General features: G+C 67.6%; 9 protein-coding genes, 2 pseudogenes and 1 riboswitch. Of the genes and pseudogenes, 6 read left to right on the plus strand and 5 right to left on the minus strand.

Annotation, left to right across the window (positions count from 1 at the left end; translation table 11 throughout):
- Positions 1 to 42 precede the first annotated feature (42 nt).
- The 5 genes and pseudogenes from MYK68_RS19250 to thiD form a co-directional block, all read left to right on the plus strand.
- A pseudogene (locus tag MYK68_RS19250) lies at positions 43 to 168 on the plus strand (siderophore-interacting protein); the annotation flags it as partial.
- 82 nt (positions 169 to 250) lie between these two features.
- Positions 251 to 1,591, plus strand: coding sequence for an IS256 family transposase (locus MYK68_RS19255; RefSeq protein WP_247867961.1), 1,341 nt, complete (start codon positions 251 to 253; stop codon positions 1,589 to 1,591).
- Positions 1,592 to 1,632: 41 nt separating this feature from the next.
- Positions 1,633 to 2,265, plus strand: a pseudogene (locus MYK68_RS19260) (siderophore-interacting protein); the annotation flags it as partial.
- A 27-nt stretch (positions 2,266 to 2,292) separates the two neighbouring features.
- Positions 2,293 to 2,405, plus strand: a riboswitch (TPP riboswitch).
- Entirely contained in the window at positions 2,396 to 4,060 is a 1,665-nt protein-coding gene (gene thiC / locus MYK68_RS19265; protein ID WP_247865342.1) for a phosphomethylpyrimidine synthase ThiC, read from the plus strand. Its footprint overlaps the riboswitch before it by 10 nt.
- The gene (thiD, locus tag MYK68_RS19270; protein WP_247865343.1) at positions 4,057 to 4,917 is read left to right on the plus strand and encodes a bifunctional hydroxymethylpyrimidine kinase/phosphomethylpyrimidine kinase; all 861 of its coding nucleotides are present in this window, start codon (positions 4,057 to 4,059) and stop codon (positions 4,915 to 4,917) included. The genes thiC and thiD overlap by 4 nt, the downstream gene beginning before the upstream one ends.
- On the opposite strand, the gene MYK68_RS19275 is transcribed toward thiD, so the two are convergent.
- The 5 genes from MYK68_RS19275 to MYK68_RS19295 all read right to left on the minus strand — a co-directional run bounded on the left by MYK68_RS19275 (position 4,877) and on the right by MYK68_RS19295 (position 10,829).
- On the minus strand, positions 4,877 to 5,878 hold the full coding sequence (locus tag MYK68_RS19275) for a helix-turn-helix transcriptional regulator (protein WP_247865344.1): 1,002 nt from the start codon (positions 5,876 to 5,878) through the stop codon (positions 4,877 to 4,879). The two genes, thiD and MYK68_RS19275, sit on opposite strands and share 41 nt — an antisense overlap.
- Positions 5,879 to 5,964: 86 nt before the next feature.
- Positions 5,965 to 6,645 carry a hypothetical protein gene (locus MYK68_RS19280; RefSeq protein WP_247865345.1) on the minus strand — a complete coding sequence of 227 codons (681 nt, stop codon included), beginning with the start codon at positions 6,643 to 6,645 and terminating at the stop codon, positions 5,965 to 5,967.
- Between the two features lie 135 nt (positions 6,646 to 6,780).
- The gene (gene gad, locus MYK68_RS19285; RefSeq protein WP_247865346.1) at positions 6,781 to 8,157 is read right to left on the minus strand and encodes a glutamate decarboxylase; all 1,377 of its coding nucleotides are present in this window, start codon (positions 8,155 to 8,157) and stop codon (positions 6,781 to 6,783) included.
- A gap of 84 nt (positions 8,158 to 8,241) precedes the next feature.
- Complete coding sequence (locus MYK68_RS19290; RefSeq protein WP_247868111.1) at positions 8,242 to 10,122, minus strand: YhgE/Pip domain-containing protein; 1,881 nt, start codon at positions 10,120 to 10,122, stop codon at positions 8,242 to 8,244.
- A 2-nt stretch (positions 10,123 to 10,124) separates the two neighbouring features.
- On the minus strand, positions 10,125 to 10,829 hold the full coding sequence (locus tag MYK68_RS19295) for an ATP-binding cassette domain-containing protein (RefSeq protein ID WP_247868112.1): 705 nt from the start codon (positions 10,827 to 10,829) through the stop codon (positions 10,125 to 10,127).
- Positions 10,830 to 11,417: 588 nt separating this feature from the next.
- On the opposite strand from MYK68_RS19295, the gene MYK68_RS19300 reads away from it, so the two are divergent.
- Positions 11,418 to 11,969, plus strand: a complete 552-nt coding sequence (locus MYK68_RS19300; RefSeq protein WP_247865347.1) for a hypothetical protein — start codon at positions 11,418 to 11,420, stop codon at positions 11,967 to 11,969.
- Positions 11,970 to 12,007 lie beyond the last annotated feature (38 nt).

Here is a 12,007-nt window from a genome sequence, read left to right on the forward strand (position 1 = left end):
ACTCGCCGGCCACGATCTATTAGAGACACGGAGGGAGCCGACATGGCGACGCAGACCAAGACACCCGGCCGCGGCTGGCAGGGCGCGGTGATGAAGCTGATGGGCGCGGACGACTTCGAGATCATCGTCACGCGCACCGAGACCGTCACCGACCACTACCTCCGACTGGGCGGGCGTGTCAGATGGTCTGTGTAAGTCGGGAGGGTGAGTCCTGAAAGGAACTCTCACTGTGACCATCGATGATGTGACTGTGGATCAGTCACGAGAAGAGCGGCGTCGCCGCCAGAACGAGGCCACCGATGCGCTCATCGCCTCGGGTGCGCTCGATGATGTCCTTGCCAAGATCGATGGCGGCGAGCCGTTGACCGGCGAGGGCGGTCTGCTCGGGTCGCTGATGAAGGCGGCCCTGGAGCGTGGTTTGAACGCCGAGTTGAGCGATCACCTCGGGTACGAGGCCGGCGACCCGGAGGCGTCGTCGTTTCCCAACTCCCGTAACGGTTACGGCACCAAGACTGTCGCCACCGAGGTCGGGGACGTGGAGTTACGTATCCCGCGTGACCGCGACGGCTCGTTCATCCCGATGCTGGTCCGCAAGGGCCAGCGCCGTCTGGACGGTCTGGACGCGATGATCGTCTCGCTCTACGCCGGCGGGATGACGATCCGCGATATCCAGCACCATCTGGCCTCCACGATCGGCACGGACCTGTCGCACGAGACGATCTCGAAAATCACCGAAGAGGTCGCCGACGAGGTGATCAAGTGGCAGCAACGTGACCTCGAACCGCTGTACCCGGTGATGTACCTCGACGCGATCGTGGTCAAGGTCCGTGACGGCGGGCACGTGATCAACAAGTCCGCGCACCTGGCCGTCGGTGTCGACGTGGACGGTATCAAGCACGTCCTGGGGATCTGGATCGCGCAGACCGAGGGCGCCAAATTCTGGGCGTCGGTGTGCGCTGAACTCCGTAATCGCGGCGTGCAGGACGTGCTGATCGTGTGCTGTGACGGGCTGACCGGGTTCGCCGACGCGGTCGAGGCGACCTGGCCGCAGGCTACCGTGCAGACGTGCGTGGTCCACCTGATCCGGGCGTCGATGCGGTTCGTGTCCTACGGTGACCGCAAAGCCGTCGCCGCCGCCCTCAAACCGGTCTACCAGGCCTCCAGCGCCGACGCTGCTCTCCAGGCCCTGGAGGAGTTCGACGCCTCCGAACTCGGGCGCCGCTACCAGTCGACGGTGCGCAGTTTCCGCGACGCCTGGGAACGGTTCACCCCGTTCCTGGCGTTCCCGCCGGAGCTGCGCCGGGTGATCTACACGACCAACAGCATCGAATCGTTGAACTACCAGTTGCGCAAGGTCATCAAGAACCGCGGGCACTTCCCGAACGACGCAGCCGCCGTGAAGCTGCTGTGGATGGCGATCGGCAACATCGAGGACAAACGCGCCCGTGAACGCGAGAAGGAGAAAGGACTACCCGCCGATCAACGCCGAGCCCCCGGCCGACTCGTCGAAGGCCAAGTCACCACGAACTGGAAACGAGCATTGGAACAACTCTCCCTGATCTACCCCGAACGAATCAACCATCACCTCTAACCCGAACACCCGAACGACATACACAGAAAACTTGACAGGCTCGACTGGGCTTCACCGGCGGCGGACTGCTGGCCAAGATGCCCAAGCACCCGACCATGTGGATCCGTCTCTGGTTCGAGGATCACGGCGCGCTGCACCAGCGCGGCTACACCCTGATCGATCCCGACCCGGACACCGACACCTTCGACATCGAATTCGCCATCCACGACGGCACCGCCGCGCGCTGGGCGCGCGGCGCCCAGCCCGGCGACACCCTCCAGGTGACGGTGATGGGCAGCGACTTCTCCCTCGACCCGGAACCCGCCGGCTGGCTGATCGCCGGCGACACCGCGTCGCTCCCGGCGATCAACTCGCTGCTCGACGCCCGCGACGCCGCCGGGTCGAGCGCCCCGGCGACCATCTGGTTCGAATACCAGCACGACGACGACCGCGACCTCGACGTCCACGTGAGCGAACACGACACGCTCACCTGGATCCGCCGGGAGAACGACGGCGCCGCGCTGGTCGACGCCGTCCGCGCGGCGGCGTTCGACGCATCCGGCCACCGCGGCTGGGTGGCGCTGGACAGCAAGAGCACCCGGGCGGTCACCGGAATCCTCCGCAACGACTTCCAGCTCGGCCGCAAGGGCGTGAAGTCCATGGCGTACTGGAAAGCCGGGAAGTCGTTCGCGTAGTCTCGGCAGTGCGCCGATACGCGCGCACACATCACACACGGGGGCTCTCGCGAACCGAGGGCTGAGAGGGCGACGGGCGGTCGCCGACCGCACGAACCTGTCCGGGTAATGCCGGCGTAGGGAGTCTGCCTTGAGCACCGCTGTCTCTGCATCCACCGTCACCCGCGGCCCCATCGAGGGCAGCACCAAGCAGTACCAGACCGTCGGCCACCTGCGCGTTCCGTCGCGCCGGGTGCACCTCACCAACGGCGACCACCTCGACCTGTACGACACCTCGGGCCCGTACACCGACGACGCCGCCGAGATCGATCTCGAGGCGGGTCTGGAGCCGGCCCGCGCGCAGTGGCACCGGCCCGGGCCCGTCCCCACCGAGCGCGGCCACACCGCGTCGACCCAGCTGGCCTGGGCGCGCGCGGGCATCGTCACCGACGAGATGGCCTTCATCGCCGCCCGCGAGGGCTGCGACCCCGAGCTGGTCCGCCGCGAGGTCGCGGAGGGCCGCGCGGTGATCCCGGCCAACCACCGGCACCCGGAGTCCGAGCCGATGATCATCGGCAAGGCCTTCGCGGTGAAGGTCAACGCGAACATCGGCAACTCGGCCGTCACCTCCTCCATCGCCGAGGAGGTGGAGAAGATGGTCTGGGCCACTCGCTGGGGCGCCGACACCATCATGGATCTGAGCACCGGCAAGGACATCCACGTCACCCGCGAGTGGATCATGCGGAACTCCCCGGTTCCGGTCGGCACCGTGCCGATGTACCAGGCGCTGGAGAAGGTCAAGGGCGATCCCGCCGCGCTGACCTGGGAGATCTACCGCGACACCGTCATCGAGCAGGCCGAGCAGGGCGTCGACTACATGACCGTGCACGCCGGGGTGCTGCTGCGTTACGTGCCGCTCACCGCGCGCCGGGTCACCGGGATCGTCTCCCGCGGCGGCTCGATCATGGCCGCGTGGTGCCTCGCCCACCACACCGAGAGCTTCCTGTACACGCACTTCGACGAGCTCTGCGAGATCTTCGCCCGCTACGACATCACCTTCTCCCTGGGCGACGGCCTGCGCCCCGGATCGATCGCCGACGCGAACGACGAGGCGCAGTTCGCCGAACTCCGGACCCTGGGCGAGCTAACGAAGATCGCCAAGAGCCACGGCGTGCAGGTGATGATCGAGGGCCCCGGCCACGTCCCGATGCACAAGATCGTCGAGAACGTCCGGCTCGAGGAGGAGCTCTGCGAGGAGGCGCCCTTCTACACGCTCGGCCCGCTCGCCACCGACATCGCGCCCGCCTACGACCACATCACCTCGGCGATCGGCGCCGCGATGATCGCGCAGGCCGGCACCGCCATGCTCTGCTACGTCACCCCGAAGGAGCACCTCGGGCTACCCGACCGGGACGACGTCAAGGTCGGCGTGATCACCTACAAGATCGCCGCGCACTCCGCCGACCTGGCCAAGGGCCACCCCCGGGCGCAGGAGCGCGACGACGCCCTGTCCAAGGCACGCTTCGAGTTCCGCTGGACCGACCAGTTCAACCTCGCGCTCGACCCGGACACCGCCCGCGAGTATCACGACGAGACGCTGCCCGCCGAGCCCGCGAAGACGGCGCACTTCTGCTCGATGTGCGGCCCCAAGTTCTGCTCCATGCGGATCTCCGCCGATGTGCGCACATACGCGGAGGAGAACGGTCTGGTCACGCAGGAGGACATCGACCGCCGGATCGCCGCGGACATGGCCGCCAAGTCGGACGAGTTCCGCCGTTCCGGCAGCGAGATCTATCTGCCGGTGGAGGCGGTGTGACACCGGCGCCGCTCCCGCTGCCGCCGCCGGGCACGACGCCGGTGCGCGTGCTGACCGTCGCCGGTTCGGACTCCGGCGGCGGCGCCGGAATCGAAGCCGACCTGCGCACCTTCGCGCTCGCCGGTGTGCACGGCTGCGTCGCGCTCACCGCGGTCACCGTGCAGAATTCGCTCGGGGTCACCGGGGTGCAGGAGGTCGTGCCGGAGATCGTCGCCGCGCAGATCGCGTCGGTCACCGCCGACATCGGGGTCGGTGCGGTCAAGACCGGGATGCTGGCGTCGTCGCCGATCATCGCGGCGGTCGCCGAGGCCTTCGACACCGCGGGCATCGGCGGGGCCGGACCGATCCCGCTGGTCGTGGACCCGGTCTGCGCCTCGATGCACGGCGACCCGCTGCTCGCCGACGACGCCCGCGCCACCCTCGTCGAACTGCTCTTTCCGCGCGCCACGCTGGTCACCCCGAACCTCGACGAGGTGCGGATTCTGACCGGCATCGACGTGGTCGACGACGCCTCCCAGCAGGCGGCGGCCCGGGAACTGCACCGGCTCGGCGCACGCTGGGCGCTGGTCAAGGGCGGTCATCTGCGGGGCAGCGACCGCAGCCCGGACCTGCTCTTCGACGGCGCGCGGTTCTCACGCCTCGACGCCCCGCGCGTGCCGACCGCCCACGACCACGGCGCCGGCGACACCCTCGCCGCGGCGACCGCGGCGGCGCTCGCCCATGGACGGAACGTCCCCGAGGCCGTCGCGTTCGGGAAGGACTGGGTGACGCAATGCCTGCGCGCCGCCTATCCGCTCGGCGCCGGGCACGGACCGGTCAGTCCGCTGGGCCGATTGTGGGCAGCGACTCCCCGTTGAGCACCCGCGCCCGCGCCTCCGTCGGACCGTAGCCCAGCCCGGCCCGGAACCGGCTGCGGAAGGTGGCCTCCGAGGCGAACCCGCTCTGCCGGGCGAGCGCGCTGACCGACATCTGCGGTTGCGTTTCGAGGAGATCGACCGCGGCCTGCAACCGGCGATCGGCGATACGGGCGGCCAGCGACTGGCCGGTGTCCTCGAAATAGCGATACACCTGCCGACGGGACAGATGCAGCGCGTCGGCGAGCACCTCGACCCCGAAATCCGGCTCGGCGTAGTAGCGCTCGATCAGATCGGCGACGGCCTCGCGGACGAACACCGGATTGTCGGTGAGCTTCACACCCCGGCCCGGCATCTCACAGAGCGCCGAGACCACTAGGTCGAGCACGGCCTGCTCGGTCTCCACCGACGGCTCCGCGATGACCCCTGTCGCGAGCGGTACGGCGAATTCGGTGAGGAACGCGGCCGTCGACCGGGCGAGCAGACTGCTGGAGATATAGGGCTGCGCCGCCCGTTTGAGGACCCGCGGGCGCTTTCCGAGCAGGCGGCGCGGAATCAGTACACCGACCGCCGCCACTGCGCTGTCGGCCAGCCTCAGGTACTCGTCCGTGTCACTGCCGATGAGAAGTTCGCCGCGCCGATAGTGCACCAGCCGGCCGTTCCTCTCCAACTGGAGACTGCCGGGCTCCATGAGTGTCGCGACTACCAGGTCGTCGGATCGCTGAACCCCGGCGTTCTTCCTTCTGGTGAGCGTGTCCGCGCTGCGCAGCGAGGCGAACGCCGACGTCAGTATCCTCAATTCCCGCGTGTATACGGCCACTTCGAATTCCGAGGACACCGACGGCGCCCGATCGCTGAGGTCGATATCCAGCAGCGCGATCGCTTCCCTCCCGAACAGATGGATGTCCGGATCACCCACCGCGGAGCCCGCGATCACGCTCAACCGCCGCATCCACGACGTCATGACACGTTCGGGAATCACCCGGCCGCCATCGGCGCGGGCCTCATCGGCGGCTCCTGAACGCCGCTGTCTGCCCGGCGACTGCGCACTCACCTCCGGTTCCAGCGCCAGCCCGGCAGAGAGATCGCGGACGAGACCAGGAAGCAGAGGCCGCCGATGAACGTACCCCAATTGGCGAGCGCCGCGTCGAGCGTGCCGCCGGTGTTGTCAACGAAGGCTCCGGCCGCCGCGACACCGAAGGCGATGCAGCCCCACAGATTCACGTGCCCGGACCAGAAGTCCGGCAGGCGCGGCGACCAGAACGGATGCCCGGCGCGCCAGAGGGCGAGCAGCACGAAGCCGCCGCTCAGGAGGAAGGCGACCGACCCGCCGGCGTCCGGGTTCCAGACCAGGTGCTGCTCGCCCTTCACGGTGTGCGCCATCAGCGCGGACGTCGTACTGACGTTGAACAACAGGGTGCCGAAGAACTGCGTCGAGGCCGCGAGCCACTCGGACCGGAACATCTGGCCCGGCTCATAGGACACCTTGACCATCATCGGACCGCTGAGCACCAGCTGGATCAGCGCACCGGCGGTGAAGAACCACGCACCGATGAAGTAGCTGAGGTTGGCCGCGTTCGCGCCGTTGCTCCCGAAGGCCGACTGGAACCCGGGTGCCGCGCCGAGCGCGAACAGCGCGGCGCCGATCATGAACAGCCAGCACTGCTTGGCCAGCGTCGGTGTCAGAATCCGGTTACCCACCCGCGATTCGTGCTGCTGAACATCCGACATGTCAGAAGGTCCTTCCCGTCACCCCCGAGGCACCGCCACCCCGGTCTTCCGTCTCTCCGCGCCCGCGGGCGTCACACACCGACCACCGAAAGGGAGGGCGACGCGAACGCGTCACCCTCCCCCTCGACCGATGGGTCAGTGGTGGAAGCCGCCCTGGTGCTCCTCGTGCGGCATCGGGCCGTCGAGCTGCTCCAGGAACTTCACCTCGGTCTCGATGTCCGCCAGCAGCTTGGTCGCCAGATCACGGCTCAGGCCGTTGCGGACGACGATGCGCTGCAGCGTCACGTCGGCCAGGTCGTCGGCGAGCGGGTAGGCCGGCACCTGCCAGCCCTTCATCCGGAGACGATCCTGCAGGTCGTACAGGGTCCAGTTCGGGCTGGCGTCCTTCTTCAGGCGCCAGGCGAACACCGGGATGGTGTCACCGCGGGTCACCAGCTCGAACGGGCCCATGGCCTCGATCGCGGACGACAGGTACTGCGCGACGTCGAGCGAGTTCTGCTGGACGGCGCGGTAGCCTTCCTTGCCCAGACGCAGGAACTGGTAGTACTGCAGCAGCACCTGCGCGCCCGGGCGCGAGAAGTTGAGCGCCAGCGTGGGCATGTCGCCACCGAGGTAGGCGCAGTGGAACACCATGCTGTCGGGCAGGCGCTCATTGTTCCGCCAGGCGATCCAGCCAACACCCGGGTACACCAGGCCGAACTTATGGCCCGAGGTGCTGATCGAGACCACGCGGTCGACGCGGAAGTCCCACTCGATCTCCGGCTGGCAGAACGGGGCGATCATCGCGCCCGACGCACCGTCGACGTGGATCTTCACGTCGAAGCCGGTGTCCTTCTGAATCTGGTCGAGCTTGGCGGCGATCTCCTTCACCGGCTCGTACGCACCGGTGTAGGTCTGACCCATGATGGCGACCACGCCGATGGTGTTCTCGTCGACGTACTTCTCCAGGTCGTGCCCATCGAGGTACAGGTGATCCTCGGTGACCGGCACCCAGTGCGGCTCCACCTCGAAGTAGTTGCAGAACTTCTCCCAGCACACCTGGACCGCGGTCGAGAGCACGATGTTCGGCTTCTCGATCGACTTGCCCGCGGCCTTGCGGGCCTCCTGCCAGTGGCGCTTCAGCGCGAGGCCGCCGAGCATGCAGGCCTCCGACGAACCGATGGTCGAGGTGCCGATGGTGTCGGTCGGATCCGGGACGTGCCACAGGTTGGCGAGCATCCGCCAGCAGCGATCCTCGATGGCCGCCGTCGCCGGGTACTCGTCCTTGTCGATCATGTTCTTGTCGACGGTCTGCATGTACAGGAGCTTGGCTTCCTTGTCCATGTAGGTCGTGACGAAGGTCGCCAGGTTCAGGCGGGCGTTGCCGTCGAGCATCGCCTGGTCGTGCACCAGCTGGTACGCGGCCTCGGCGGGCAGCATCCCGTCGGCGATCTCGTTGCGCGGCAGAGTCGTCGCCAGTCCGCCCTGTGCGAACACCGGGACGTCGATGCGATCGTTGTCCAGATCAGTCATTACTTCTCCATTTTCGGGTGATGGGTATTGCCTGGAGTCGGGCGCCTGATCGGCGCGGGGCGGACGGATGGAGGAGCCGGGAGATCACACTTCCACCGGCGGATAGAGACGTTCCATGTTGTATTGGCGATTACGATGTGCGGCCCAGGTCGAGATCGCCAGGAAGACCAGCGTGAGACCGAGTAGCACCCCGACGGAGATCCACAGGTGCGTCGAGTTTCCGCCGGAGATCAGAATGCGCAGACCGTTCACCGTGTACGTCATCGGATCGAACGGATGCATCCATTGGAATGGTTTCGCCGTCGTCTGCACCGGATAGATTCCGCCCGCCGAGGTCAGCATGAGCATCAACAATGCCAGGGTGACGACGCGGCCGACCGAGGATCCGAAGACCGCGTTGAGCATCTGGATCAGGGCCATGAACACCGCCACCATCAGCACCATGAAGAAGAACGTGGCCCACGGCGACAGCGGACGCAGCCCGACCGCGAACACGGTGACCACGTACAGGATCGCCGCCTGTACCGCACCGACCGCCAGGGTCGGCGCGAACGATGCGAGCACGACCCGGAACGAGTTCAGCCCGTGCGCGATCGGCCGCGCCTGCAGCGGGGTGAACAGCATCCACGCGATGATGCTGCCGACGAAGAGCGCCAGCCCGAAGAAGAACGGCGCGAAGCCGGTGCCGAAGGTGGCCGCCCGGTTCTCGTAGCGCTCCTTGAGCTGCACCGGATTCCCCAGCACCTGCGCGAGCTGTTCCTGCTGCTTCTTGGACCAGTGCGGAATCGCATCCGCGCCCTGTTTCAGCCCGGCGGCCAATTGGTCGGCGCCCGTGCTGAGCTGCCCGAGACCGGAGGCCAGTTGATCGGTGCCGTCACTGAGCTGCGTCACCGCCGAACGCACCTGCTCGATGTCGTTCACCAGATTGCCCGACTCGATCAGCGCCAGCAGTTTCCGCAGCGGACTCGACGGATTATTCAGCTGCGCGGCCAGCAGCGCCGAATCCGATTTGAGTTCGGTGAGGTCGTTCTGCGCGTTCGGGCCCAGTCCCTCCGAATAGAGGACGTTCTTGACCGGTTCCAGCGCGGGCGCGAGGGCGCGCACATTCGGATCCGAGCTGTTCTTCAGCTGGCCGCTGAGCGCGACCACGGCGTCGTACGCCTGCGACTGCGCGGTGGACGCCTGGCCGAGCCGCTTGTCGATGGTGTCGGCGGTGCGGCCGAGGCGGTCGGCCTTGGCCTTCAGTTCGGCGGCGCTCGGCCCCGTGCTCTGCTGTTCCTGCGCCGCGGCCAGCAGCGGGTCGGTGGCGGACATGACGCCACCGGCCAGTTCCTGCACGCCCGCGTTCAGCTCGTCGGCGCCGCCCTTGGCCTGCTTCAGGCCGGTCGCGAGCTCACCGGCGCCGTCGGCGGCCTCGGTGATCTTGCCCAGCATCGGCCCGGCCTGCTGGAAGACGATGCCGAAGGTCTGCGCGCCGACCTGCGCACCCACTTGATTCACCACCTGCGCCGCCGCATCCTGACCGATCACCGTGGACAGGTAGTTGTTGGCGTCGTTGTAGGTGAAGATCAGGTCGGCCGATTTGGCGTTGCCACTCATCGGCGAGGCCAGCGACTCGCTGAAGTTCGCGGGCAGGGTGATGCTGAAGTAGTACTTGCCCTCGTAGAGGCCGTTGGTGGCCTCGTCCTCGGAGACGATGTGCAGGTCGAGCTGTTTGGAGGCGACGAGGCCGTCGATCACCTGCTTTCCGGCGTCCAGCCGCTGACCGTTCACCTCGGCACCCTTGTCCAGATTCACGACGGCCACCGGCATCCGGTTGACCTCGTTGAACGGGTTCCAGAACGCCCACAGGTACAGCGCGCCGTACATCAGCGGCATCACCATGATGACCAGCAACGCGAGCCGCGGCATGCGGCCGCGGTAGTAGCGTTTGAAATCGCTGCCCGGGGAGAAGGCGGCAAGCATCTTCACTGGACTCGGTCCCCTTGTTCAAGACGCACGAATTCGTTGTCGGTCAGGTTGTGCACCCGGATCACGTCGGTGACCCCGGGAATCGGCTGCACGCCGTTCACATCGGCGGTGATGACGGTCTGCTCACGGCCCAGATCGGCGAGTCGTTCCAGGAAGAGCCCGGAACTGGCGACCCGGTTGAGGTTGTCGATGCCGCCGACCACCAGCAGCGGCGGCTTCTCGGTGTTGGCCATCGCCACCCGGAACAGCGCGGCGGTCAGCTCGGGCAGTTCCTCGACGTAGGCATCGAGCGACGGCAGCGTGAGCGGCCCGAAGACCGGACGGCACAACCGTTCCAGGTCGTCTTCCTTGGCGACGCCCACGAACTTGTACCAGGGCGCACCCCAGCGCAGTTGCTCGGTGACGACGTCCCGGACCCGGATGGTCTGACCGATGCCGTCGACCTCGTCGATGAAGCCGAGCGCGGCATCGTCGAACAGCTTCTGCGCCCTGTTGGTTCGGCCGAACGCGGTGAGCGAGCCGGATGTCGGTTTCATCCGGCCGGCGAGGGTGAGCAGCAACGCGGTGCGACCGCGGCCGCCGGAGCCGACCAGCACGGTGACTCCGCCGCGCCGCACCGTCAGGTCGACGGGGCCGTAGACGTGCCCCCACGACGCATCGACGCCGATCCCGTCCGCGACCAGAATCACGTCACGGGGCATTCCGTGGGGAGCGGTTCCGGCGTGGTAGTCCGCCTCGACGGCGAGTACCTCGGTCGGCGACTCCGGCTCACCGGCGGGACCGAACTTCCCGGTGGGATCGATCGACATCAGACGTCGTCACCTCGGCTTTCTCCTGGGCACCTCCGATCGGCACCTCGTGGCGATTGTCTCCCATTCCAGCTACGCATGGAATTGATTGGGGTTAGAACATCGTCACGATTGCAGCGAGCCGTCCCCGCGCCGACGGAGATGTCGCGTCGCGGGCCCGGATCGTTCCATGAATCAGACGTTATCGGTCGCAGGCGACTCCTACCGATTCGACCCACCACCGCCGACCGGTCCGTCATTCATGCCCTCGAGCAGTGGTTTTGTGGATTTCGCCGGGCGGAACGCGCCACCGGGCGGTACCGTCACGCCGAAACCTTGGCACATATACGACGTCGTCTGGCACAAAATGCGCGTTCGGCCGGATCGTCCACCGGGCTCCGGCGCCACGATGAGCGGATTGACCTCGACGGCCGCCCCGGTAACCTGAATTCCCGACAGCGATCCCGGCGTTCCCGGCCGGTCGCGTGAGGAGCAAATCAGTTGAGCACGCCGCAGCCGCCCGATCAGCCGATCGAAGGTCAGCCCACCGAGGGTCAGCCACCGGCTGCGCCGTCCACCCAGCCTCCCGCGTACCCGCCCTACACCGACCAGACCGTCGGCTATGCGTCCGCGCCGCCCGCCGGGTATCCGGACGACCAGGCCACCGCCGTCGTCGCACTGACCCGGCGCGCCGACGCCGCCACCCGGCGCTGGCAGCTCATCGCGGCGCTCGCCGTCGCCGCCGCCGTCCTGGTGGTCCTCGGCTTCTTCCTGTTCGGCCAGCAGGGGCGCGGCGCCAAGGCCGCCCCGGTGACCACCACCGTCACCGAGACCTCGGAGACCGAGGGCGTCCCGGTGACCCGCACCGATACCAAGACCGCGACACAGACCGAGCGCGAGACCGCCACCGCGACCCACACCGAGCGGGAGACGCAGGTCCGCACCGAGACCGAGACGGTCACGAGGCGGGTCACGGTGACCAGTCAGGTGCAGGTCCCCGGCCCCACGGTGACCTGCACCGTCACCGACGGCGGCAGCCCCGTCTGTCAGTAGCCCCGTCGGCTGAGCAGCGGCAGACGCCCCACCCGGGG

This window comes from Gordonia sp. PP30, assembly GCF_023100845.1.
GTDB lineage: Bacteria > Actinomycetota > Actinomycetes > Mycobacteriales > Mycobacteriaceae > Gordonia.